Raw genomic sequence first — 22,882 nt, forward strand, 5'->3', positions numbered from 1 at the left:
TCGGGCCGGTGGAAGTGGAAGCTCTCCGGGCGCAGATCGATGACCGGTGACGGCCGGCGCAGCACGAAGAGAAGCTGGAAGTCAGGGAAGATTCAGGGCAGACCCCTAGGCTTTTTGTCGGTCCGGCGGGGGAGAATGAGGACTATGAAAACGCTCCTTAACGTCATCTGGCTTGTCTTCGGCGGGTTCTGGCTTGCCCTGGGTTACTTCGCGGCGGGCATTATTTGCTGCGTGCTCATCGTGACCATCCCGTGGGGCATCGCTTCCTTCCGGATCGGCGCCTACTGCCTGTGGCCCTTCGGTCAGATGGTGGTTGAGAAACCGGGCGGTTCCGGGGTGTTTGCGCTCCTGGGCAACGTAATTTGGCTCTTGGTTGCAGGCATCTGGATTGCGATCGGGCATGTGGTCACGGCAGTTGCCATGGCCATCACCATCATCGGTATTCCGCTGGCCATCGCCAACCTGAAGCTGATCCCGGTGTCACTGATGCCGCTCGGCAAGCAGATTGTGCCCACCAGCCAGCCGTTCGTCAGCACCTACCGCTAACACTGCGCCGCTGGAACTCAGCAACGGCACCGCTGCGCAGATCGAAACGAAACGTCCGCGCCAAGCGCACGGCACCGCCGTCGGCCTCCACCGTGAACACGACGTCCAGGCTGTTCTGAGCGAGGTCCGTTTCAGTGATGGTGTAGGTCGGGGTGAAGTAGAGCGTGTGTTCACCGGGCAGAAGGTCGGTGGCCGGGAAGGCGTCCGCGTTGTTGTGCGGTCCCAGAAGTACGACGCCGGTGACCGGCTTGGTGCTGCAGTTGCGGACCCGTCCGGTAAAGGCGAGGATGTCCCCCGTTTTGTAGCCGGGGACAATGGGGCCGTAGTTGAGGTCCTGGGCTTCACGGGTTCCGAGGACTTGGTCCCCGGAGTAGCCCTGTCCGATTTCCTTCCACGTTTGGACGTCCCATTGGCCACCACTGGTGGAGGGGATCACATGGAAATCACCGGAATTCCGCCAGGCTGAGGGCCGGCCGGGCGTGATGGAACGCAGCTCCATGTGGAAGACCAAGCCAGCGGGTTCGGTGACGGCGAGGGCATCCGTCGAGGAAACGCGAGGTTGCCCCGTCAACTGCTCGGCGGGGATTGAAGCGAAAACGATCTCCCGGTACCCCTGCCGTTCATACAGCACTCCGATGTTCCCGTTCGGCAGCCTGGTCACCGTAGAGTACGACGAGCTTCCCCGGCACACCGTCAGTTTGGCCGGCCAGGTGGCGCCATTGTCCGTAGACATGCTGAGTACGGTGTTCCGGCGAAGATGCGGGTCGTGGTTGTTGCTGGCGAGCAGCCACGTGGCGGTTGTCGGAGAAGTGCAGGAAACAACTCCAGGTAGGCCGTCGAAGCGGGTCAATGAGCCGTTGTCACTGGGATCCGGCAAGTCGGCAACAGGGTCCAGCGGACTCCAGGAGCGCCCACCGTCTTCTGAAACGGACGCCAAACGGCAGGGAGTTGCGCGCGAATGCAGCAGGAGCCGGCCGTCTTCCAAGCACACCACTTTGTTCTCATTGGGCCCAACACCAGTGGGCCCCGGCCCTATCAAGCTACCCAAAGTCCAGGTATCCCCATGATCGTCACTGAAAGCTGACGCGGCCATAATGGTGCCGTCCACCAGCACCACGTACTGCTGCACCAAACGGCCTTTGAAGGGTCCGGCGTGGAGCTGGATTCCTTGACCGGCTGCGGCGAAAAGCCCTGTAATCCCAGGGTGGGCGAGCTTGAGCTGCGCGGTGAGACGACGGTGCTGCCAGGTGTCGCCGTCGTCGTCTGAATAGCTGACGTCCGCGTGCTGCACGTCGTCGTCGGGCTCCATCCCGGTGACCGCTTCGAAGAAGCCAGCGTGGGTTCCGGCCGCATGAAACATGAAGATCCGGCCCGTCCGGGTGTCCACCAACAGGCTGGGATCTCCAAAACCTTGCAACCCGGAGCCCGTCCGGACAAGCTGTTGTGGCCCCCACGTCACGCCGTTGTTGTGACTCCGCCGGAGCAGGAGATCAATGGGGTTGGGGAGGTCGTCCAGATTTGGCCTGCCGTCGTAGGCGGCTAGTAGGGTGCCCCGCGTGCTGACTGCCAGGGCTGGGATTCGGTACTGCCGGTAGCCGCCGACGCCGCGCACTGCCAGGACGTGCTCGACGTCGGGCGAAGCCTCAGGATAATTCTCTGAAGCGGGAGGAAGGTAGGAGGTCACACCTCCTAGTCTAAGCGGTGTGCGGCACCGTTCCGCTGGCCGAACCCGTCAGGTGAGCTCAGCGGCAAGGTTTCGCCGGGCGGCATCCTGCCAAAGTGCCTTGGCGCGTTCGCCATGGAAGAGCGGGTCCAGCCTGAGGAGTTGACGCACGACGGCGGCGCGCCCCTTGGCGAAGTCGTCGTCGCTGACGTGGGCGTAGTCTTCCCGGACGGCGGCAAGGTAGCGGGCATAGGACTGTTGATCGCCGCCGAGCACGGAGAGATCGGCGTCGCAGAGGAGAGCTCCGGCGTAGTCGCCCGTTTTTGGTTTGTGAGTGCTGGTGAGCCGGACGAGGCGTGCCACTTCGGCCACCTCGTGAGGTGCCAAACCAGCAGACGTGAGCCGTTCTTCGGCCAAGCGGGCGGACTCTTCTTCGTCCTGCCCGGCAACCCCTTCATAAATGGCGTCGTGAAACCAGGCGGCAAGCAACACGGTTCGGGGAGGCTGTTCCGGTTCTGCCAGCACATCCAAGGCCTCCAGGACGGCAAGGAGATGTGTGCGGCTGTGGTACTTCCTGCGGTCTTCGCCCCAGCGTTCCAGCAACTCAAGGCCCAGTTCCTCATGACCTGGGTAAGTGCTGTTCCAACGTTCCATCAAAGGTACTGTCAATGCCTTGCTCCGTTCACGAGCCGGGATGCGCAGTCCGCTGGCAATAAGCTTGCGGACCAGGATGCGGGCCTCCACTGGGATGGCACCCGCAGAAACGAGGTGGTCATAGCGGCGTTCGGGGACGTCGTAGTGATCTCCGTCGAAGGCCCTCTCAGGAACTCCTGCGGCGGCGGCGAACGCGTGCAGCTCATCCAGCGACGTGTCCGAAACCAAGTGCGAAAAGACGGTTCCATGCGCTGGCCACAAGGGCGGATCTACGTAGATGGCCATTGCCAAAGTGTACCCATGTGATCCTTCCCAGTTGCCGGCCATCGGGACGTCTACCGCCGTGCTTGCCGTCCCGGAAGTACAGGCTTCGCTGCCCGCGCTGATCACGGCAACTGGGAAGGAGTTCAGAAGGTTCAGTGTTGGGCCGGCAGGATGTTCTGATTACCGCGGAACACGTTGTCGGGATCGAAGTGGCGCTTCACCAAGGACAGCCTGCGGTAATTTTGTTCGCCATAAGCCGCCATGATCCGGTCCTGTCCTTCGTCCCCGATGAAGTTCAGCCATACGCCGCCTGTGGTGTGCGGAGCGATGTCCTGTCGGAACTGCTTGACCCACGCTTTTGCCTCCTGGCCGCCTTCTGCAGTATCGGCCAGACCGAACGGATGGCTGACCCAGGAGGCTCCACGGTGCTGCAACGGTGTGTTCGCGGCGGCGGGCCCGGAAACCGCTCCGCCCCACCGCACCACCAACTGCTGGGATTGTGGGCCAGGTAGACGTAGCGCCGAGTCCGCCAGGACATCCAGGGCCTCGTCATTGAGCTCGTTATGGTAGTCGGCGCTCCAATAGTTGTAGTGGTCCGGGGGATCGTCGATCATGCACTGGAAGTCCGCATATCCCATGGGCGACACCAGATCCACCGAGGGGCCCAGGTCCTTGAACGGCTTGGCGTGCTCCTCGCCGGCCTCTACTTCGCCTGCGTAGATGTAAGCCATTCCGACCGCGAGCTTGCCTACCATCCCCTCGGGGACAAACTCTTCCGACGGGGCGGTGAGGTACACGAGGGCGGTCCCCACGGCGTCGGGCGCCTCCAACGCAAGCCCCCGGAAGGCGTGCGACAAATCCTTCGCGTCCTCGCCGGGGAACAACAAGAGGCCGGCCACTACTGTGGGTCCAAGGTGGTGCAGTTTGAACGTCAACGACGTAGCAACACCGAAGTTCCCGCCGCCTCCATGAAGGGCCCAGAAGAGCTCGGGATTCTCGCCCGGGCTGGCGGTTACCTGTTCGCCGGAGGCGGTGACCAGATCGACGGAGAGCAGGTTGTCGCACGCGAATCCGTAGGCGCGCTCCAGCCATCCCGAGCCGCCGCCCAGTGTAAAGCCGGAGACCCCCGTGGTGGATGCGCGTCCGCCCGTGACCGCCAACCCGTACTGCTGGGTTGCGCGGTCGAACTCGCCCCAGGTCAGTCCGGCACCCGCCGTGGCGGTCTTCATCTCGCGGTCCACGGTGATCGACTTCATGGGCCGGACGTCAACCACCAGGCCGTCGTCGTTGGTGGACATGCCGGCCACTGAATGCCCGCCCGAGCGCACCGCAACGTCCAGATTGTGGTTTTGCGCGTAGCTGAGCGCTTCCGCTACCTCGCCGGCATTCGAGCATTTGGCAATGACAGCCGGCTTGCGGTCGATCATCGCATTGAAGAGTTTTCGGGCTTGGTCATAGTCCGGGCTGTTCGGACGGATCCATTCCATGGGCGTTCCTTCGCATCGGAAACTCCCCCCTAGAACAGGGTACGGCGGCAGGTCTCCCGCGGCTAGAGTCCGACGACGGCGGCGCACCTCTTCCCGCCCCGCGGCTCGGGTTACGACGACGGCGGCGCACCCCTTCCCGCCTCGCGCACCAGAGCTTACGGTAGCGTCGGGCGGCACCGGGCGCGACGTGGACCACCAACGGGTGCGGGTGGCGGCAAAGGGTGCAGCGGTAGAAGCCCCCCGAGCCCCCGAGCGCAGCGACGCCGCTAAGCACACCCCGCAAGGGAGCTGCGGAGTCATATTTCGTTTGCGGCTTGCCAAGAACCAATACTCCGCAAATACGGCGGTACGATGCAGATATGCCGCAGATACGAATTTCCGAAGCCGCACGTTTCCTTGGTGTCAGCGATGACACCGTGAGGCGGTGGACGGAAAACGGAACGCTGACCGCCAGCAAAGACTCAGCCGGGCGCTTGGCGGTGGACGGACTGGAACTCGCTACCCTTGCCCGCGAGCAATCCCACCTGCCGGACGATCCCTCACGGGCAGCAAGCTCAGCCCGCAATCGCTTCGTCGGCCTGGTTACAGGAATTACAGCGGACAAAGTCATGGCCCAGGTGGAGCTTCAGTGCGGGCCGTTCCGCGTGGTGTCGCTGATGAGCAGCGAAGCCGTCCGCGAACTCGGCCTTGAACTCGGTTCGGTAGCCACGGCCGTAGTCAAAGCCACCACCGTCATCATCGAAACACCCCAGGGAAAGGGCCTCATATGAGGATCACCCTTAAACGTCTGGCCGCAATACTTATTGCAGGCACGCTCACTGCAAGCATGGCGGCCTGCGGCGCGGGCACTCCGACTCCGTCCACTGGCTCTGCCGGCACGGAGTCCTCCATGACCGGGGAGATCACCGGGGAGATCACGGTTTTCGCCGCCGCTTCCCTGAAATCTACTTTCACCCAGCTGGCCAAGGAATTCGAAGTCCAGCACCCGGGCACCAAAGTAACGCTCAGCTTTGCGGGCTCATCAGATCTGGTCACGCAAATCACCCAAGGCGCTCCGGCGGATGTTTTCGCGTCGGCCGACACCAAGAACATGACCAAGCTTGCCGATCAGGGCCTCGTGGACGGTACGGCAAGCAACTTTGCTACCAACGTCCTTGAGATCGCCGTGCCGCCCGGCAATCCGGCGTCGATCTCTTCCTTCGCGGATCTTGCAAAGCCCGGCGTGAAAGTGGTGACCTGCGCAAGCCAGGTTCCCTGCGGCGCTGCAACGGAGACCGTTGAAAAGGCTGCAGGGACAACACTGAACCCGGTCAGCGAGGAATCTTCGGTGACTGATGTCCTCGGCAAAGTCACCTCGGGCGAAGCTGACGCAGGCTTGGTCTACGTAACGGACGTCAAAGCGGCCGGCGACAAGGTCAAGGGCATACCTTTCCCGGAATCGGACAAGGCCGTCAACACTTACCCCATTGCCACAGTCGGCACCAGCAAGAACAAGGAACTCGCAGCCGCGTTCTTGGCGAGTGTTACCAGTGAAGCAGGCAAGAAAGTCCTCAGGGGCGCCGGCTTCGGAACGCCGTAGGGGAGGCCACCCGGGCATGATTATGCGCAGCGGCTACCACGGCATCCCGCGATGGATTAATGTCATTGCAGCTGTGGGCGGACTCCTGATGGTTCTTCCCCTGGCGGCAATGCTGCTGCGGGTGAACTGGCCGCAGTTCATCCCACTCATCACCTCGGATTCGTCCATTGCTGCGCTGGGCCTGAGCTTGAAGACCTCCGCCGCCAGCACCGTCCTCTGCGTTGTCCTGGGAGTTCCGTTGGCGTTGGTGCTTGCCCGCGGCGAGTTCCCCGGGCAGAGACTCCTCCGCTCATTCGTGCTGCTGCCGCTGGTGCTGCCGCCCGTCGTCGGCGGCCTGGCGCTGCTGTACACCTTCGGCAGGCAGGGCCTCCTCGGAAAGTCCCTTGAACTGGCCGGAATCCAGATCGCTTTCTCCACCACGGCGGTTGTCCTGGCTCAGACTTTCGTGGCTTTGCCATTTCTGGTGGTCAGCCTGGAGGGAGCGCTCCGGTCGGCAGGAAGCAGATACGAGGCCGTGGCGGCGACGCTCGGTGCCCGCCCCACCACCGTCCTTCGGCGGGTCACACTGCCGCTGGTTCTGCCAGGGCTCGCGTCCGGGGCCGTGTTGTCCTTCGCGCGCAGCTTGGGCGAGTTCGGCGCCACGTTGACCTTCGCGGGCAGCTTGGAGGGCATCACCCGCACCCTTCCGCTGGAAATTTATTTGCAGCGCGAGACCGACGCCGATGCCGCTGTGGCTCTTTCCTTGGTGCTGGTGGCGGTAGCGGTTGCGGTGGTTGGGCTTAGCTACGGGCGCCGACGAAGCAGCACCCCTGTGGAGGTGCGAGCATGAGCTTTGAGCTGCAGGCCACTCTCGTCAACAGGAATTTCGAGATGTCCATGAGCCTCGCTGATGGCGAAACAATAGCTATTCTGGGTCCCAACGGTGCCGGAAAGTCCACCTTGCTGGGCGTGATCGCGGGGCTGCTGCGTCCGGATTCCGGCTCGGCGCGCATCGGCCCCAAGGAACTGTTCACGCTCGACGGCGGCACCCACTTTTGGAGCCCGCCCCACCTGCGCGGAACTGCACTTCTGGCCCAGGAAGCGCTCCTGTTTCCGCATCTGAATGCCCTGAACAACGTGGCATTCGGGCCTCGCAGTGCGGGCGTTTCCAAGGTGGCCGCACGCGAATCCGCACGGCATTGGCTGGCGGAAGTTGATGCGCTGGACCTGGCTGAACGGAAGCCTGCCCAGTTGTCCGGCGGGCAGGCTCAACGTGTTGCCGTGGCACGCGCTTTGGCCGCTGAGCCTGAGCTTCTCCTGCTCGATGAACCCATGGCCGCGCTGGACATCCACGCCGCGCCCTTGCTACGCCGGGTCCTTAAACGGGTTCTGAAGGACCGTAAAGCCATCATCGTCACCCACGACGTCCTGGACGCCTACATGCTCGCCAACCGTGTCATTGTGGTGGAGAACGGGCGCATCACGGAAGAGGGACTCGCGAGGCAGGTTCTTGAAAAGCCAAGAAGCCATTTCGCCGCCGGACTGGCAGGCCTCAACCTTGTGGCCGGGACTCTTGTGCCCGAGGGAATGACGACGCCGGATGGCCGGCTTTTCGCTGGCCAGCACGATCCCGACTGGTCACCTGTGCCCGGGCAGGCGGGCGTGGCCGCCTTCCCGCCGTCGAGCGTTTCCGTCTTCCTGGGCGACGTGCACGGTAGCCCGCGCAACTCGTTCCCGGTGACCATTACGGACCTGGAACCGTACGGGGATCAGATCCGGGTTCGCGCCGGCAGCGGGCCATCGGCTCAGGCGTTGTCAGCCGATATCACGCCGGCAGCGTCCGCTGACTTGGCTCTGGTCGCGGGTATGGAAGTCAGGTTTGTGGTCAAGTCTGCGATGGTTTCGGTCTACCCGGCCTGATACCCGGCAGCTACTCCCGGTACATTCGTTCCGCGTACGAGGGCCCATAGTAGGACTCCAATTCCTCCAAAGGCGTGTCCGGCTGCGTATAACTTTGGGCCAGCACAGCGATGCTGGGCAAACCGTCAGGTTCCCAGGTCTCCGGTGCCCACAGTCCGCTACGCGCGGTCCAAGGGCAGGCCGATCAGTTCTTCGAGTTCATCCACGCTGGAGATTGTGTCCATGGCCTCAGCCTACGGGTGTTTTTTGTGCCGTAAACGGCATGCAACACTTCCCCCCATCTGCTCCCGTTCCCACCGGTGCGAAGGGCGCGAACGGATGCGGGATCATCACCGCGTTCGCCATTTTGCACATAGAAGTGGATTTGTCTGGACAGCAGTTTCGCCGTGGGCAAACATGGAACGCAGTGGACCCCAAAGCAAAGTTGAGCGTAGTAGACTCAACTTTGTACACATAGGCATCACTCCAGAAAGGGAGCACTCTTTGGACGTCAAATTCACCACCAAAAGCCAGGAGGCCCTTTCTGCGGCCGCCATGAACGCCTCAACTGCGGGCAACCCGCAGCTTGAGCCTGCCCACCTCTTGAAGGCCCTCATGGATCAGCGCGAGGGCGTTGCTGTGGCACTGCTGCGCGCCACCGGCGCGGACCCTGACGCGGTGAGTGTCCAAGCCAGCTCCGCCATCAAGTCATTGCCCTCATCCTCGGGCAGCTCGGTGCAGCAGGCGCAGTTGTCCCGCCAGTCCATGCAGGCCATTCAGGCTGCCCAAAACGAGGCCGATAAACTCGGGGACTCTTTTGTTTCCACAGAGCACTTGCTGCTGGGACTCTCGGCCGGAAGTGACGCCGTGGGAAAATTGATGCGCGACGCCGGAGCCTCCCATGAGGCGCTGCTCGCTGCCTTGCCCGGTGTCCGTGGGGACAGGAACGTCAATTCCCCGGATCCGGAGAACACTTTCCAGGCCCTGGAGAAGTTCGGTACGGACCTCACTGCCGTGGCGCGGTCCGGCAAGCTGGATCCCGTGATCGGCCGTGACAGCGAAATCCGCCGCGTCGTCCAGGTCTTGAGCCGCCGCACCAAGAACAACCCTGTGCTGATCGGTGAACCGGGCGTTGGCAAGACTGCCGTCGTCGAAGGCCTTGCCCAGCGCATGGTGGCCGGAGACGTTCCGGAAAGCCTGCGTGGCAAAACCCTCATCGCCTTGGACCTTGCGTCCATGGTGGCAGGTGCCAAGTACCGTGGCGAGTTCGAGGAGCGTCTGAAGGCTGTCCTGGAGGAAATCAAGAACTCCAACGGCCAAATTGTCACGTTCATCGATGAAATCCACACTGTGGTGGGTGCCGGTGCCACGGGTGAAAGTGCCATGGACGCCGGAAACATGCTCAAGCCCATGCTGGCCCGCGGTGAGCTGCGTCTGATCGGTGCCACCACCTTGGATGAGTACCGCGAAAACATTGAAAAGGACCCTGCCCTGGAACGGCGTTTCCAGCAGGTCTACGTCGGGGAGCCCAGCGTTGAGGACACCATCGGTATCCTCCGTGGCCTCAAGGAGCGGTACGAGGCACATCACAAGGTAGCCATTGCGGACTCCGCTTTGGTGGCAGCTGCAACACTGTCCAACCGGTACATCTCCGGCAGGCAGCTTCCGGATAAGGCCATTGACCTTGTTGACGAGGCCGCGTCCCGGCTGCGCATGGAGATTGACTCCGCGCCGGAAGAAATCGACCAACTCCGCCGCGCCGTGGACCGCTTGACCATGGAGGAACTGGCCCTGCAAGGTGAGACGGATCCTGCCTCGGTGGAACGGCTCGCAGCGCTTCGTGCGGACAAAGCCGACAAGAACGAAGAACTGAGCGCCCTGAACGCGCGTTGGGAAGCCGAGAAAGCCGGTCTCAACCGGGTAGGTGATCTCAAGGCGAAGATCGACGAGCTGCGTTCCGCTGCGGACAAGTCCCAACGCGAAGGCGACCTCGAATCGGCGTCGCGCATTCTCTACGGCGAGCTGCCGGCGCTGGAGCGTGAGTTGAGCGCTGCCGCTGAAGAGGAATCAGCCCGGAGTGATTCAAAACCGGAATTGATGGTTGCGGAGGACGTCACTGCGGATGACATCGCGGAGGTTATCTCGGCGTGGACGGGCATTCCGGCAGGCCGCATGCTCCAAGGCGAGTCGCAGAAACTGCTGCATATGGAAGAGGAGCTCGGTAAGCGCCTGATCGGCCAGACTAAAGCCGTCCAGGCTGTGTCCGACGCCGTGCGCCGTGCCCGAGCCGGCATCAGCGATCCCAACCGTCCCACTGGTTCGTTCCTGTTCCTTGGGCCCACGGGTGTGGGAAAGACGGAGCTGGCCAAGGCCTTGGCAGACTTCCTCTTTGACGACGAACGCGCCATGATCCGGATCGATATGTCCGAATACGGTGAGAAGCACTCGGTGGCCCGCCTGGTGGGTGCCCCTCCGGGATACGTCGGCTACGAAGAAGGCGGCCAACTGACAGAGGCTGTCCGTCGCAGGCCCTACTCTGTTGTGCTTCTGGACGAGGTGGAGAAGGCCCACCCTGAGGTCTTCGATATCCTCCTGCAGGTCCTGGATGATGGGCGCCTCACGGACGGCCAGGGCCGCACCGTGGACTTCCGCAACACCATCTTGGTGCTGACCTCCAACTCCGGAAGTCAGTTCCTTGTGGATCAGTCCTTGGATGCAAGAGCCAAACGGGACGCTGTGATGGCCGTGGTGCAGGCATCGTTCAAGCCCGAGTTCCTGAACCGTCTGGATGAGATCGTCCTGTTCGACCCGTTGTCTGTGGAGGAACTTGCCAGGATTGTGGAGCTACACGTCGCCGAGCTGAGCAACCGGCTCCGGGATCGTAGGCTCAGCCTCGAAGTCACCGACGGAGCCCGTGCATGGTTGGCGATGTCCGGCTTCGACCCCGCTTACGGCGCGCGACCCCTACGCCGGCTTGTCCAGCGTGAAATCGGCGACCGTCTGGCCAAGGAGATCCTTGCCGGCGAGATCATGGACGGCGACACCGTGCTGGTGGACACCGCCGCTGACCTCGACGAACTCACCGTTGAGGGCTTTGAAGCCCTCACGGGTCCCGACGGCGGCACTCCCGCAGGAACGGGCCTCACGGTCCGCAGGAAGCAGGGATAGCAGGCTACTTCTTGAGGAGATCTTCCTTGATGGTGTTGCCTGAATCCACCACGATGAAGCAATCAACGCGGCGGTCGCCCCGATCCCAACTGGTGGTGCTCGGGTAGACGTTCTGCTGGAGCAGCACGTAATTGTCGGCCGCCTCGTTGAGCTTCACGTCCTTGCAGACCTCGCGTCCTTTATCCCTCAGAGCGTTGGTTCCGGGGAAGGACTCGTCGGCCGCGTAGCTGAAAACGGCGCCGAGTTGGGCCGAGTGCTCAGTATCGCAAGCCACCGCTCTGGCTTTTGAGGAATTGGCATCAAAATCGGAGAAGCAGTCGCCCACCTGGAAATCCTTGGCTTCCGCATCGCGGGGGAGGGGACCGGCTGTGGGTGCTGCGCTGGGCGAGGACACCGATGCTTCAGGTCGGGTCCCCAGCAGATTGAGCAGGACCCAGATCACAACGCCAATGAGTATCAGAACGCCAACAACGATTCCGCCAATGACCCACCGCTGCCGCTTGACCGGATCCCCGTGAGGTTCCGGCTGCCCGTTGGGCGCCGGCGGCCATTCCTGGCCAGGATAGGGCTGCTGCCCGGCATAAGGTTGCTGGCCGGCGTAGGGCTGCTGCCCCGCGAACGGTTGCTGCCCCGCGTAAGGTTGCTGCCCCGCGTAGGGCTGCTGCCCGGCGAACGGTTGCTGCCCCGCGTAAGGTTGCGGCCCGGCGAAAATGGGTGCATCAGTTTTCTGGCTTTGCCCAGCTTCCGCAGGTGGCAGCGCGGGGTCAGGCTGGTCTGCCGGGTTTGGGACAAAGTCGGGGTCCAAGTCAGGTGCGGGGTCCGGTTGCAGGCCTGAGGGCGGCGTCCAAGGAGCTGCCGACGGTTGTTGGCCCGGTGAGGGCGGCGTTTGGGGCGCGGAAGGTCCTCCATCCTCGCCTTGTTCGCGTGGAGAACCATCGCGGGGTGAAGTGTTGTCCTGGCTCATATTCCGGGGTGTGCCTTCCTGCTGTGGAGCCGCATTGAGGCAGACTCTACCCAATTTTCGCCTCTCTTGGAGGTGTAAAGGCGTGGTTTCGACTGTAGTCGGCCCGGACGCGGGGCCCGGGTGGCGCGCAGGCACCCTCGAAAGCATGTAATCTAGACATACGACAAATTGACCAAACATTCCGGGGCCTCACCGATAGCCAAGGTGACCACCTCCGGTCCAAGTACAAAAGGGGGTCACGCCATGGGGCGCGGCCGTCAAAAGGCAAAAGCTACCAAGCAGGCTCGGGATATTAAGTACTACTCCCCGAACACTGACTATTCGGCACTTGAGCGGGAGCTCACGGGTCCGTCCAGTCGTGTAAAGAGCCACTTCCCCGACGATCCCCCGGAGCCGGACTATTCGGCCTACGAGGATAAGTACGCGGAAGATGACGACGACGAGGTAGACACCCGTCGGATCGGATAGCTGTCGCAACCAACAGGTGCCCTGGGCGCTGAGTTGCGGACCGCCGTCGTACATTAGGTCATCGCGCATTTCCGGATGCCGTATATCTTTTGAAAAGGGCCTTCAGGCCACGCCTTTCATTGGCGTACCCTGAGGGCCCTTTTTTGCGTAGGCTGGAGTCCGGGCGCATCGAAAGGGTCACCATGCCGGAGGTCGAGAGTTATCAGCAGGGAACACCGTGTTGGGTGGACCTGTCCTCCACCGACATTGATGTTTCCAGGAAGTTCTACAGCGACCTCTTCGGGTGGGAGCTGGAGGCCATGGACGCCGGAAATGGCATGACGTATTACATGGCCAAACTAAAGGGCCGCTACGTCGCGGGAATGATGCAGCAGTTACCGGATTCTCCGCCGGGAATGCCGTCATATTGGGCAAATTACCTGGCTGTGGATTCCGCGGACGAGGCTGCCCGGCGTGTGGAAGCCGCTGGCGGAACCCTCCTTTCCCCTCCTGACTCCGTCCCAAACGGCAGCGGGCGTATGTTCTTCGCCACAGATCCCACCGGAGCGCAGATTGCTTTCTGGGAGGCCGGCAACCATCCGGGGTCGGGCCTGGTGAACGAACCAGGGGCCATGATCTGGAATGAACTGCAGACGAACGACGTCCCTAAGGCCGTGGCGTTCTATGAGGCCGTGACCGGCTGCAGCAGTGAAACCGAGCCAGCCGGTGACTTGCAGGAGTACACGAGCCTGCTGGTGAATGGGAGGCGAGTCGCCGGGGCGCTCACGTTGCCTATTGAAGGGCTGTCGCCGTTCTGGATGACGTACTTCAACGTGGTGGACATTGATGCCTCGGTGGAGCAGGCCGTTGAGTTGGGTAGCCACGTGATCGCCCCAGCTTTCCATGTGCCCGGGGTTGGACGGATGGCAGTGCTCATGGACCCGGCAGGCGCGGCGTTCAGCATCATGACAGGCTTGGCAGCATGACTTCACGCAAGCACTATTCCAGTGGCGAGCCGTGCTGGGCGGACCTCCAGACGAGGGACGTCGCGGCAGCCAAGACCTTCTATGGGCGGGTGTTCGGCTGGACCTTCAAGGACCTGCCCACGCCGGACGGCCGCAGCTATGCGCAGGCGTTCGTCAAGGATCAGCTGGTGGCCGTGATCGCCCCGCAGAATCCCATGCAGGAGGTCGCAGGAACGCATGGCCAGTGGAACATCTACATCTCGGCCACTGACACCGAGGAAATCGCCGAGGAAGCGGTCCAGGCAGGCGGGAAGCTACAGTTTGGTCCCGAGGCTGTGGCGGATACGGGCGTCCTGGCGTTTATTGAGCCACCGGGCGGCGGAACCACCGGTATCTGGCAAGCAGGCACACATGTGGGTACTCACTTGTTCAATGAGCCCGGCGCGCTGGCGTGGGCGGAGTTGTTGACGCCTGAGCCGCAAGCCGCCGTCGCATTTTTCCAGCAGCTTTTCAGGCATGAAGTCACCGAATATCCCCAAGACGACGGCGGCAGCTACAGCACGCTGATGGTCAATGGTGACGAGGTGGCCGGCGTTGTTCCTGCCGGTGAAGGTGATGACGCCGGCTGGCAGATTTACTTTGGTGTAGCGGATCTGAGCAAAGCCGCGGAAGCCGCAGTTGCCGCGGGAGGCGGGCTTTTGGTGGAGCCGGAGGACAAACCCGAAACAGGATCCCTCGCCACCATCCAGGATCCGCAGGGCGGGGTCTTGAGCCTGATCCAGGTCTAAGAACCCAACTGGGTCGCAGATCAGGTCGTTATGAGCGCTGAGAACGGCCTGATCTGCTACCTAGACGGGTATAGGAGAAGCAAAAGAGCGGCCGGGCAGTTGTTGACTGCCCGGCCGCTCTCTTTACAAGCCGCTCTCTTTACAAGCCGCTCTCTTTACAAGCCGCTCTCTTTACAAGCCGCTGTCTCTACAAGGCGCTCTCTCTACAAGGCGATAAATCGCTTAGGCGTAGGCGTTCACCAAACGTACAGCGCCGCCGTCGACGCCCTTGGCACCCTGGACGTAGTCCGGGCCGGTCTTGTCGATCGAGTCGCTGTCAGCCGAAACGGTACCCATGACCCAGGACGGCAGGCCGCGGTCGTTGAGGCGGGCCACTGCAGCGTCTGCTGCTTCGGCGGAAACAATGGCAACCATGCCTACGCCGAGGTTGAGCGTTCGCTCGAGGTCGGCCAGCGGAACGTTGCCAAGCTCGGAGACCAGCTTGAAGATGGCCGGCAGTTCCCAGGTGTTGCGGTCAACCGTGGCCACGAGGCCCTGCGGGAGGACGCGGGCCAGGTTGGCGGCCAGGCCACCACCGGTGACGTGGCTGAAGCCATGAACTGCGTTGGCGGAGTGTACGGGGAAGGTGCGGGCGAGGTCGAGGCAGTCGGCTGCGTAAACGCGGGTGGGCTCCAGGAGCTCTTCACCCAGGGTGCGTCCGAGCTCGGATACCTGACGGTCCAGTGCCCAACCGGCGTGGTTGATGACTCGGCGGACCAGCGAGTAGCCGTTGGAGTGCAGGCCGGAGGATGCCATGCCGATCACGACGTCGCCGGCGCGGACGCGGTCCGGGCCGAGCAGGGCGTCGGCCTCGACGATGCCTGTAGCGGCACCTGCAACATCGTATTCGTGCTCGCCCAGGAGGCCCGGGTGCTCAGCGGTTTCGCCACCCACCAGGGCGGTGCCGGCCACGGAGCAGGCAGCTGCGATGCCGCGGACGATGTCAGCGATGCGTTCCGGGACAACCTTGCCGCAAGCGATGTAGTCGGTCATGTAGAGCGGCTCAGCACCCACCACAACGATGTCATCCACCACCATGCCAACCAGGTCAAAACCGATGGTGTCGTGGATGTCCATGGCCTGCGCAATGGCAACCTTGGTTCCAACACCGTCCGTGGACGTTGCCAGCAACGGCTTCTTGTAGGTCAGCAGCTGTGAGACGTCGTACAGGCCGGCGAATCCGCCGACGCCGCCAATCACCGAGGAGTTGTGCGTCGCCTTGATGGCGCCCTTCATGAGTTCGACTGCGCGGTCTCCCGCTTCGACGTCCACACCCGCAGAGGCGTAGGTGATACCGGAGTTATTCTCAGCGGCGGGTGTTGCGGAGCTCATACAGACTCTTTCTTGTCGGCGTCGGTCAAACGATCAGCGTCGGTAAGGAGGTTTTCAAATTCGGCGTCGGGTCCGGGGTCGCAACCCGTTGCGCCGGGCTTCTCGGCAGGGTCCTCGGAATCATCCACGGAGTCAGCTTCGGAGGCAGAAGGCAGGCCACCGAGGTCGGTGCGCTCCAGCAGGTTCTTGCCCAGCTTGTCCGCGTGCGGCAGCTCGATGGGGTACTTGCCAGTGAAGCAGGCGGTGCAGAGGCGTTCGCGCGGCTGCTGGGTAGCGCCGATCATGCCGTCTTCGGAGATGTAGGCCAACGAGTCAGCACCGATTGCCGTGGAGATTTCCTCGATGGTGGCGCCGTTGGCGATCAGTTCCGCGCGGGACGCGAAATCGATGCCGTAGAAACAGGGCCATTGAACCGGGGGAGAGGAAATCTTCACGTGCACAGCTGCGGCACCGGCTTCGCGGAGCATCCGAACAATGGCACGCTGGGTGTTGCCGCGGACGATCGAGTCATCCACCACAACAATACGCTTGCCCCGGATTACCGATTCCAAAGCGTTGAGCTTGAGCCTGATACCCAGCTGGCGCAGTGTCTGCGAAGGCTGAATGAACGTGCGGCCGACGTAGGCGTTCTTGACGAAACCATGGGCGAACGGGATGCCGGACTGTTCTGCATAGCCAACAGCGGCGGGCGTACCGGATTCGGGAACCGGGATAACGAGGTCGGCCTCGTGCGTGTTTTCGCGGGCCAACTGGCGGCCCATTTCCACGCGGGCCTCGTACACGGAGCGGCCGGCAATGGCAGCATCCGGGCGGGCGAGGTAGACGTATTCGAAGACGCAGCCGGCAGGAGTTGCCTCGGCGAAGCGCTGTGAACGAACGCCGTCCTCGTCGATTGCAATGAACTCGCCGGGCTCGATCTCGCGGATGAAGCTGGCGCCAACGGTGGCCAGGCCGGCTTGCTCGGAGGCCACAACCCAGCCGCGCTCCAAACGGCCCAGACACAGCGGACGGATGCCGTAAGTATCGCGGGCGGCGTAGAGGGTTCCTTCATCCATGAAGACGAAGCAGAAGCCACCCTTGATCTTGGGCAGCAGCTCCAGAGCGGTCTGCTCCAGGGTCTTTCCCTCTTCGCCCTCAAGGAGAGCGGTCACCAGGGCGGTGTCCGAGGTATTGCCCTGCTTCATTTCACCGGTCAGCTGGCCATCGTTGCGCTCAAGGATCATTTCCCGGAGCTCAGCGGTGTTGGTCAGGTTGCCGTTGTGAGCCAAGGCAACCGTGCCGGTTGCTGTTGCACCCAGGGTTGGCTGCGCATTGGCCCAGTGGCTTGCACCGGTGGTGGAGTACCGGCAGTGGCCAACGGCCAGGTGCCCGGTAAGGGTGTTCAGGGTTGTCTCATCGAAGACCTGGGACACAAGGCCCATGTCCTTATAGACATTGATGCGCTTGCCGTCACTGGTAGCTATACCAGCCGATTCTTGTCCGCGGTGCTGCAGCGCATACAGCCCGTAATAGGTGAGTTTTGCTACTTCTTCACCGGGAGCCCAAACCCCAAAGACGCCACAAGCGTCCTGAGGGCCTTTTTCGCCGGGGAGAAGATCATGAGAAAGTTTTCCGTCGCCACGTGCCACTGGTCGATTGTCTCATGATGTAGGCGTGGTACGTTCCCCTGCGGGCTATGTGACCCCCGGAATGGGCGAAGAACTGGCGTGTTACCGCGAAAATGCGGTGTGTCTCACACTCGCCGCCGGAGTTAATCCCGTGAAGAGGCGGGCCGACCGCCCGACTTAGCGGACGTCGTCGTGCTCTGGTCCTTCGTCAGGAACCGAATCCGGAACGGGCTCCACCACGGCGCGCTGGGTGCGCTTGACGCTGATCCGGTCCAGGATGAGGGCGAGGATCGAGAAGAGAATGACGCCGCCGCCTGCACAGACGATCAGGAAGAAGCCGAACACGGTGCCGGCGTCGAAAGCGGGGTCGGCTTGGCGACCGTAAGCGATGATTGCGGCCACGATTGCGCCAACCACGGCTCCCAAAATCATGAAGGGTACAAACTTGGGTGCCCGGCGAACCGTGATCTCGCGGCGGGCGGAGTTGGGGGTGGTGTCCTCTGAAGCCATGCCTTCAAGCGTACCGTTCCCCGCCCAAGTGCCAGTTAAACCCCATGTTTTAGGGAAACATGGGGTTTAACTGGCAACTCGGCGGGGTGCGTTAGCTGCCGCGGTACGTTGAGAACGCGAACGGGCTCAGCAGGAGCGGCACGTGATAGTGCTCGCCGGCGTCGGAAACTGTGAAGTTCAGGTCGACTTCCGGGAAGAACGTCTCGGTGCCGAGGCCTTCGTAATATGCGCCCGTGGCGAAGTTCAGGCGGTAAGCGCCGCCGGGAATCCGTTCCGGACCGAGGGTCTTGATGCGGCCGTCGGCGTCGGTTTCGCCCTTCGCCACCAGGGCCCAGTCGTCGCCTTCGCGGACGTAAAGTACGACGGCGACACCCGCCGCCGGGCGTCCGGAACCGGTGTCCAGGATGTGGGTAGTGACTTGTGAAACGCTCATGCGTTGACTCCTTCGCTGATCAGTCCGGAGAGGCGCAGCAGTGCGATCTCCCGCAGCTGGCCGGCCACGATTGTGTCTTCTTCTTCGGGGGTGTGGGTGAGGCGTTCCTGGAGGGCGCTGAGCATTTCCCGTGCGCTGCGACCGGCAGCGCGAATCAGGAAGACCCTGTCGAATTTTTCCTCGTAGGCCCGGTTTCCCTCGGCAAGTGCGGTGGTGGTGGCGCTATCGCCGGGGTCCACTCCTGCCTGCTCGGAACGAGACATGGCCGCCTCTGTGGTTTGGGCTTTGGGTCGTTCGCCGATCCGGGGGTGGTGCGCCATAGCGGACTCCACCTCGGCCGCCGTGAACGGCTCGGCGGCACGCTGGGCTTGCCCCAGGAGTTCGTCAACGCTGGCGTAGGGGCGGGCGTCCACGATGGTTTCAACCCAGCGGCTGATGTCCAGGCAAGGGGTGAGGGTCCTGACGGCCTCTTCCCGGTCAACACTGTTGAATACTGCAAGCTCCATGCTTGTGTCATCCTCATGCAAAATGCTGGCATCCATGGTGTGGGCTATGCGGAACTCCTGTTGGTGCAGGAGGAAGCCCGTGCTTCAAGCTTCCGCATCATGGAACTGTTATTTCAGCATACGTAATTCAGTTAAGCCGAGTGAGCGGTCCGGTGTCAAGAGACTACCCCTCTGTGGCCACTCTATGGCGGCGTGTTCTTACAGTGAGGTACAGGCGATGGGCCGTGATGACCAATGCCAGCCAAGCGATGCCAATAGCCCAGGCGGCCAGGACGTCCGTGAGCCAGTGGTGGCCCAAATATACCCGGCTCAGGCCCATGGTGAAGGCGAACGCTGCCGCCAGGAGCACCGTGATGACCCTGGCCTTGGTGGTCTTGAGCCTCAGGATGATCAGATACGCCACAATTCCGGCGATCACCATCGAGTTCAGTGAATGGCCGCTGGGGAATGATGCCGAGTGTTCGTAGGGTGGGATGGCGTCGGCAAGATCCGGGCGGGCTCGGCCGAAGAGCGGCTTACCCAGAATGGTGATCAGCAGCGACCCCAGTCCAGCAGCGAGCATCAGGATGACCGGAGTCCATGACCTCCGCCGCGTGGCGAGGAAAATCATGATGCCAACGGCGATGAGGGGCATGCCCACGGTGCCGCCAACATTGGTATACGCCGTGGCGGCAAAGTCCAAGGCGGGGGAGCGTAATGTTTTGGCTGCTGCCAGTACTGGATCGTCCAGGCCCGCCACGCCGTCGGCCTCAGTGACGGATTCGTACACTTCCCCAAATACCCAAGCCAGTGACAAGGCAACGGCGAGCCCCACAATCAGGGTGATGATCAGTGCGGCATAAGGGCCCAACAGAGAGGTGACTTTTTCAGCAGCTCCGGCCAGCACCCGGCCAACAGGCGTTTTCCATCGCGTCAGGTCCTGCCCGGCAACGAACCGGTCCTGGCTGACTTCGCCGGTGACGCCTTGCTCGGGCGCCCCTTTTCCTTCAGTCGTCACTCTCGTCCCCTATCCGTGGCGGCCTCAGTATTGGTGAGTAACCTTAGCATTTTGGGCTGGGGGGCCCTGGTGCTGGTCTTTACTGCTGTGATTCGGCGGTCTTGACCAGGTGGGTCGTTTCCGGCGTGAGCTCTGCGCCGTTTTCCCGGAGTGCGCGGAGTCTGGGGACCGGCTCGCCTGTAGCGGGGTCCACGAGCGTGGAGTGAGCTTCGTCGGCGCCAAAGGCGTTGCGTTCACCCCACTGCCGGAGGCTGAGGATCAGGGTGAAAAGGTCACGTCCCGCGCTGGTGAGCTGATATTCGCTGCGAGTGCCTCGGTCATTGGCTATTCGGATCAGAATCCCCCTCTCCACGAGCAGTCGAAGGCGGTCCGAAAGGATGTTCTTCGCCACTCCCAGCGACCGTTCATATTCCGAGAAGCGATGCTTGCCGTCCAAGGAGTCGCGGATGATCAGCAGGATCCACTTGTCACCCACAAGGTCCGCGGTCCTCGCTACGGGGCATTCGGAATCGGTCCACTCCGGCGCGCTTGGTTGCAACATGCAACCATTCTGCCATAGGGTCAAATGGTTGCATATTGAAACCATACTTCGGAGGCCACAATGATGAGCAGCGACCAGCTGACCGGATCGCCTCCGGGAGTGAGCCGTGGCTTACTCCTTCTGCTCGCCGTCGTGGCCGGGTTCATGGTGTCCAACATCTACTACGGGCAGCCGCTATTGGAGAGCATGGGGACGGACTTGGGTATCTCCTTGGCTCACATCGGGTGGGTCGTGGCGTCATCCCAAGCCGGGTATCTGCTGGGATTGGTTTTCCTGGTGCCACTGGGGGACATAGTGGACCGCCGCGCTCTCATCAGCGTCCAAGTAGGAGCCAGCGCGGTGGGCGCTGGTGCCGTGACCCTTGCTTTGTCCCAAGCGGCCTTGCTGCTAGCCTTCGCCATCCTGGGGTTGGCCTCATCCGTGGTGCAAACCATCGTGGCGTACACGGCAGCATCCAGTACCCCGGACAAAAGGGGCGGAAACATCGGTACCGTCACTGCCGGCGTCGTGAGTGGCCTCATCCTTGCCCGGACCGTGGCGGGCGGGATGACCGAGCTGTGGGGATGGAGGTCTGTTTATGTTTTCGCTGCGGCTGCTGCTGTGGTTCTGTCGCTGTCAGTCCTCCTCGCCCTTCCAAAGGAGCAGTCCGGAAGAGGACCGACCAGGTATTGGCCGGCCGTTTCCTCCGTAGTCGTCCTAACGCGGCGTAACCCCCTTTTCCGGACACGGGCGCTCATCACCATGCTGCTGTTTGCGTCTTTTGGGGTGCTGTGGAACGGCATGTCTTTGTTGCTCAGCGGTCCCGCGTGGAACCTTCCCCCGGGCGTGATCGGACTTTTCGGGCTGGCTGGCCTCGTAGGCATATTGGCGGCGTCCAAGGCTGGTGCTGCGGCCGATCGCGGATGGGGACAACGGGTCACGGGCATCAGTTTGATGGCGCTCCTAGTCTCGTGGCTCGCGCTGTCCTTGGGAAGCTGGTCCCTGCTCTGGTTCATCGCCGGCATCATCGTGCTGGACGCCGCGGTGCAATCTGTCCATGTCAGCAGCCAAACCATGATTGTGGCAGGCGCCGCAGAGTCGGCCAGCAGCATCATCGGCAGCTACATGGTGTTCTACTCGGTGGGCAGCGCCTTGGGAGCTGCGGCTGTGACGCCCGTGTTCGACGCTTGGGGCTGGACCGGTGCCAGCGTTCTGGGAGCAGGGTTCGCGCTTCTCGCGCTTGCCGTCTGGGGAATGGAGCGCCGCCGGAAGCAGGACCCCGGCGCGCGTTTGGTTCGCTCCACCCAGCCGGGTGGGGCAGAATGACCTCAACCAGCTGAAGGAGTTCGCATATGCAGCACATACTGACGTCCAGGTTCCTGTTCGGCCCTGGCCCGAGCAACTGCTACCCCGAAGCCATGGCCGCCCTGGCCTACCCCGTGCTCGGCCACCTCGATCCTGTGTTCATCGAGCGGCTGGACCACACCTGCGAGGGCCTCCGGACTGTGTGGGGCACGTCCAACGCGCGGACACTCCCGTTGAGTGCCACCGGTTCGGGCGGCATGGAAGCGGCCTTTGTGAACACCGTGTCCGACGGCGACGTGGCAGTAATCGCTGTCAACGGACTATTCGGGGCGCGGATGTGCGAGGTCGCGCGGCGTTGCGGGGCCGCCGTGGTCCGGGTCGATCACGAATGGGGCCAGCCCGTGGATGCCGAGCGTGTGCTCGCAGCGCACCCTAACCCCAAAGTCATTGCCGCCGTCCATGCCGAGACTTCTGTGGGCGTGCTCTCCGATATCGCGGCGTTGGGTGCCGGCAAGGGCGACGCACTGTTGATCACCGACGCCGTCACTTCCATCGGCGGACTGGAATTGTTGGCAGACGACTGGGGGATCGACGTCGGATACGCCGGAACGCAGAAATGTTTGGGTGTCCCGCCGGGACTTTCGCCCTTCACAGTGTCCGATCGCGCCTTTGAACGCCGCGTCAAGGATCCGCGCTCCTGGTACCTCGATATCGGGTTGCTCGGCGGGTACGTCGGAGCGGCCAGCGGCGCCCGGACGTACCACCACACGGCACCGGTCACCATGATCGCCGGCCTTGAAGCTGCTCTGGACCGCATCCTCGCAGAGGGCTTGGAGAATGTTCAGGCCCGGCATCTCGCGGCCGGCACTGCTTTGCAGAACGGGCTGCAGGACATGGGCTTGGAACTGTTCGCCGCCGAAGGCTCCCGGCTGCCGAGCCTCACCACCGTCAAAGTGCCCGACGGCGTCAACTCGGTTGCCGTCCGCGCTTACCTCCTGGAGAACTTCAGTATGGAAATCGGCTCCGGGGTGGGGGAGTTCGCGGACACTGTGTGGCGCATCGGCATGATGGGCCCGAACGCCAACCCCGCTTCCGTGACCTTGGTGCTGGGCGCGCTGAAAGAGGCCATCTCCAAAGTCTGATCCTCGCTCACGTCCCGCGTGCTTGGGTGGATCGCTCGCTCACGTCCCGCGTGCTTGGGTGGATCGCTCGCTCACATCCCGCGTGCTT

Annotated in this window: 22 protein-coding genes; 11 read left to right on the forward strand and 11 right to left on the reverse strand. The window is 62.7% G+C overall.

The window, feature by feature from the left end; genetic code table 11:
- Positions 1–144: 144 nt before the first annotated feature.
- Complete coding sequence (locus BACI9J_RS02695; protein ID WP_159733064.1) at positions 145–546, forward strand: YccF domain-containing protein; 402 nt, start codon at positions 145–147, stop codon at positions 544–546.
- Here BACI9J_RS02695 and BACI9J_RS02700 read toward each other — a convergent pair.
- From BACI9J_RS02700 to BACI9J_RS02710, 3 genes are all read right to left on the reverse strand, one after another.
- Positions 530–2,230 carry a sialidase family protein gene (locus BACI9J_RS02700; protein WP_159733065.1) on the reverse strand — a complete coding sequence of 567 codons (1,701 nt, stop codon included), beginning with the start codon at positions 2,228–2,230 and terminating at the stop codon, positions 530–532. The two genes, BACI9J_RS02695 and BACI9J_RS02700, sit on opposite strands and share 17 nt — an antisense overlap.
- A 48-nt stretch (positions 2,231–2,278) precedes the next feature.
- On the reverse strand, positions 2,279–3,148 hold the full coding sequence (locus BACI9J_RS02705) for a DUF4031 domain-containing protein (protein ID WP_159733066.1): 870 nt from the start codon (positions 3,146–3,148) through the stop codon (positions 2,279–2,281).
- Between the two features lie 131 nt (positions 3,149–3,279).
- Positions 3,280–4,614 carry an FAD-binding oxidoreductase gene (locus BACI9J_RS02710; protein ID WP_159733067.1) on the reverse strand — a complete coding sequence of 445 codons (1,335 nt, stop codon included), beginning with the start codon at positions 4,612–4,614 and terminating at the stop codon, positions 3,280–3,282.
- A 359-nt stretch (positions 4,615–4,973) separates the two neighbouring features.
- On the opposite strand from BACI9J_RS02710, the gene BACI9J_RS02715 reads away from it, so the two are divergent.
- The 5 genes from BACI9J_RS02715 to clpB all read left to right on the forward strand — a co-directional run bounded on the left by BACI9J_RS02715 (position 4,974) and on the right by clpB (position 11,239).
- Positions 4,974–5,384 (forward strand): TOBE domain-containing protein, encoded by a 411-nt coding sequence (locus tag BACI9J_RS02715; protein ID WP_159733068.1) that lies wholly within the window; start codon positions 4,974–4,976, stop codon positions 5,382–5,384.
- A complete protein-coding gene (gene modA / locus BACI9J_RS02720; protein WP_159733069.1) occupies positions 5,381–6,193 on the forward strand; it encodes a molybdate ABC transporter substrate-binding protein in 813 nt (270 codons plus the stop codon). The genes BACI9J_RS02715 and modA overlap by 4 nt, the downstream gene beginning before the upstream one ends.
- A 16-nt stretch (positions 6,194–6,209) precedes the next feature.
- Positions 6,210–7,022: an ABC transporter permease gene (locus BACI9J_RS02725; protein ID WP_159733070.1), complete on the forward strand. Its 813-nt coding sequence runs from the start codon at positions 6,210–6,212 to the stop codon at positions 7,020–7,022.
- Positions 7,019–8,092, forward strand: coding sequence for a sulfate/molybdate ABC transporter ATP-binding protein (locus BACI9J_RS02730; RefSeq protein WP_159733071.1), 1,074 nt, complete (start codon positions 7,019–7,021; stop codon positions 8,090–8,092). The genes BACI9J_RS02725 and BACI9J_RS02730 overlap by 4 nt, the downstream gene beginning before the upstream one ends.
- 483 nt (positions 8,093–8,575) lie before the next feature.
- Complete coding sequence (gene clpB, locus BACI9J_RS02735; RefSeq protein WP_159733072.1) at positions 8,576–11,239, forward strand: ATP-dependent chaperone ClpB; 2,664 nt, start codon at positions 8,576–8,578, stop codon at positions 11,237–11,239.
- Positions 11,240–11,243: 4 nt separating this feature from the next.
- On the opposite strand, the gene BACI9J_RS02740 is transcribed toward clpB, so the two are convergent.
- The gene (locus tag BACI9J_RS02740; RefSeq protein WP_236558318.1) at positions 11,244–12,203 is read right to left on the reverse strand and encodes a septum formation family protein; all 960 of its coding nucleotides are present in this window, start codon (positions 12,201–12,203) and stop codon (positions 11,244–11,246) included.
- A 243-nt stretch (positions 12,204–12,446) separates the two neighbouring features.
- Between BACI9J_RS02740 and BACI9J_RS02745 the strand changes: the two genes are divergently transcribed.
- From BACI9J_RS02745 to BACI9J_RS02755, 3 genes are all read left to right on the forward strand, one after another.
- The gene (locus BACI9J_RS02745) at positions 12,447–12,671 is read left to right on the forward strand and encodes a DUF3073 domain-containing protein (protein ID WP_011776148.1); all 225 of its coding nucleotides are present in this window, start codon (positions 12,447–12,449) and stop codon (positions 12,669–12,671) included.
- Between the two features lie 182 nt (positions 12,672–12,853).
- A complete protein-coding gene (locus BACI9J_RS02750; RefSeq protein WP_201296487.1) occupies positions 12,854–13,636 on the forward strand; it encodes a VOC family protein in 783 nt (260 codons plus the stop codon).
- Positions 13,633–14,403, forward strand: a complete 771-nt coding sequence (locus tag BACI9J_RS02755) for a VOC family protein (protein ID WP_159733074.1) — start codon at positions 13,633–13,635, stop codon at positions 14,401–14,403. The genes BACI9J_RS02750 and BACI9J_RS02755 overlap by 4 nt, the downstream gene beginning before the upstream one ends.
- A gap of 222 nt (positions 14,404–14,625) precedes the next feature.
- On the opposite strand, the gene purM is transcribed toward BACI9J_RS02755, so the two are convergent.
- From purM to BACI9J_RS02790, 7 genes are all read right to left on the reverse strand, one after another.
- On the reverse strand, positions 14,626–15,774 hold the full coding sequence (gene purM / locus BACI9J_RS02760) for a phosphoribosylformylglycinamidine cyclo-ligase (RefSeq protein WP_159733075.1): 1,149 nt from the start codon (positions 15,772–15,774) through the stop codon (positions 14,626–14,628).
- Positions 15,771–17,402, reverse strand: a complete 1,632-nt coding sequence (purF, locus tag BACI9J_RS02765; RefSeq protein ID WP_159733076.1) for an amidophosphoribosyltransferase — start codon at positions 17,400–17,402, stop codon at positions 15,771–15,773. Before purF ends, purM begins: the two co-directional genes overlap by 4 nt.
- 156 nt (positions 17,403–17,558) lie before the next feature.
- Positions 17,559–17,891, reverse strand: coding sequence for a hypothetical protein (locus BACI9J_RS02770; protein WP_159733077.1), 333 nt, complete (start codon positions 17,889–17,891; stop codon positions 17,559–17,561).
- Between the two features lie 91 nt (positions 17,892–17,982).
- Complete coding sequence (gene uraH / locus BACI9J_RS02775; RefSeq protein WP_159733078.1) at positions 17,983–18,324, reverse strand: hydroxyisourate hydrolase; 342 nt, start codon at positions 18,322–18,324, stop codon at positions 17,983–17,985.
- On the reverse strand, positions 18,321–18,830 hold the full coding sequence (gene uraD, locus BACI9J_RS02780) for a 2-oxo-4-hydroxy-4-carboxy-5-ureidoimidazoline decarboxylase (RefSeq protein WP_201296488.1): 510 nt from the start codon (positions 18,828–18,830) through the stop codon (positions 18,321–18,323). The genes uraH and uraD overlap by 4 nt, the downstream gene beginning before the upstream one ends.
- 163 nt (positions 18,831–18,993) lie before the next feature.
- On the reverse strand, positions 18,994–19,827 hold the full coding sequence (locus tag BACI9J_RS02785) for a phosphatase PAP2 family protein (RefSeq protein ID WP_159733080.1): 834 nt from the start codon (positions 19,825–19,827) through the stop codon (positions 18,994–18,996).
- Positions 19,828–19,906: 79 nt separating this feature from the next.
- Positions 19,907–20,368, reverse strand: a complete 462-nt coding sequence (locus BACI9J_RS02790; protein WP_159733081.1) for a winged helix-turn-helix transcriptional regulator — start codon at positions 20,366–20,368, stop codon at positions 19,907–19,909.
- A 63-nt stretch (positions 20,369–20,431) separates the two neighbouring features.
- On the opposite strand from BACI9J_RS02790, the gene BACI9J_RS02795 reads away from it, so the two are divergent.
- A complete protein-coding gene (locus BACI9J_RS02795; protein ID WP_159733082.1) occupies positions 20,432–21,673 on the forward strand; it encodes an MFS transporter in 1,242 nt (413 codons plus the stop codon).
- Between the two features lie 26 nt (positions 21,674–21,699).
- Entirely contained in the window at positions 21,700–22,794 is a 1,095-nt protein-coding gene (locus BACI9J_RS02800; protein WP_159733083.1) for a pyridoxal-phosphate-dependent aminotransferase family protein, read from the forward strand.
- The last annotated feature ends 88 nt before the right edge of the window (positions 22,795–22,882 follow it).

The organism is Arthrobacter sp. 9V (assembly GCF_902506065.1).
Classification (GTDB): Bacteria; Actinomycetota; Actinomycetes; order Actinomycetales; family Micrococcaceae; genus Arthrobacter.

Coding starts and splice junctions, on each gene's coding strand:
- BACI9J_RS02695 (WP_159733064.1), top strand. CDS start 145: ATGAAAACGCTCCTTAACGTCATCTGGCTTGTCTTCGGCGGGTTCTGG.
- BACI9J_RS02705 (WP_159733066.1), bottom strand. CDS start 3,148: ATGGCCATCTACGTAGATCCGCCCTTGTGGCCAGCGCATGGAACCGTC.
- BACI9J_RS02710 (WP_159733067.1), bottom strand. CDS start 4,614: ATGGAATGGATCCGTCCGAACAGCCCGGACTATGACCAAGCCCGAAAA.
- BACI9J_RS02715 (WP_159733068.1), top strand. CDS start 4,974: ATGCCGCAGATACGAATTTCCGAAGCCGCACGTTTCCTTGGTGTCAGC.
- modA (WP_159733069.1), top strand. CDS start 5,381: ATGAGGATCACCCTTAAACGTCTGGCCGCAATACTTATTGCAGGCACG.
- BACI9J_RS02725 (WP_159733070.1), top strand. CDS start 6,210: ATGATTATGCGCAGCGGCTACCACGGCATCCCGCGATGGATTAATGTC.
- BACI9J_RS02730 (WP_159733071.1), top strand. CDS start 7,019: ATGAGCTTTGAGCTGCAGGCCACTCTCGTCAACAGGAATTTCGAGATG.
- BACI9J_RS02740 (WP_236558318.1), bottom strand. CDS start 12,203: ATGAGCCAGGACAACACTTCACCCCGCGATGGTTCTCCACGCGAACAA.
- BACI9J_RS02745 (WP_011776148.1), top strand. CDS start 12,447: ATGGGGCGCGGCCGTCAAAAGGCAAAAGCTACCAAGCAGGCTCGGGAT.
- BACI9J_RS02750 (WP_201296487.1), top strand. CDS start 12,854: ATGCCGGAGGTCGAGAGTTATCAGCAGGGAACACCGTGTTGGGTGGAC.
- BACI9J_RS02755 (WP_159733074.1), top strand. CDS start 13,633: ATGACTTCACGCAAGCACTATTCCAGTGGCGAGCCGTGCTGGGCGGAC.
- purM (WP_159733075.1), bottom strand. CDS start 15,774: ATGAGCTCCGCAACACCCGCCGCTGAGAATAACTCCGGTATCACCTAC.
- BACI9J_RS02770 (WP_159733077.1), bottom strand. CDS start 17,891: ATGGCTTCAGAGGACACCACCCCCAACTCCGCCCGCCGCGAGATCACG.
- uraH (WP_159733078.1), bottom strand. CDS start 18,324: ATGAGCGTTTCACAAGTCACTACCCACATCCTGGACACCGGTTCCGGA.
- uraD (WP_201296488.1), bottom strand. CDS start 18,830: ATGGAGCTTGCAGTATTCAACAGTGTTGACCGGGAAGAGGCCGTCAGG.
- BACI9J_RS02790 (WP_159733081.1), bottom strand. CDS start 20,368: ATGTTGCAACCAAGCGCGCCGGAGTGGACCGATTCCGAATGCCCCGTA.
- BACI9J_RS02795 (WP_159733082.1), top strand. CDS start 20,432: ATGAGCAGCGACCAGCTGACCGGATCGCCTCCGGGAGTGAGCCGTGGC.
- BACI9J_RS02800 (WP_159733083.1), top strand. CDS start 21,700: ATGCAGCACATACTGACGTCCAGGTTCCTGTTCGGCCCTGGCCCGAGC.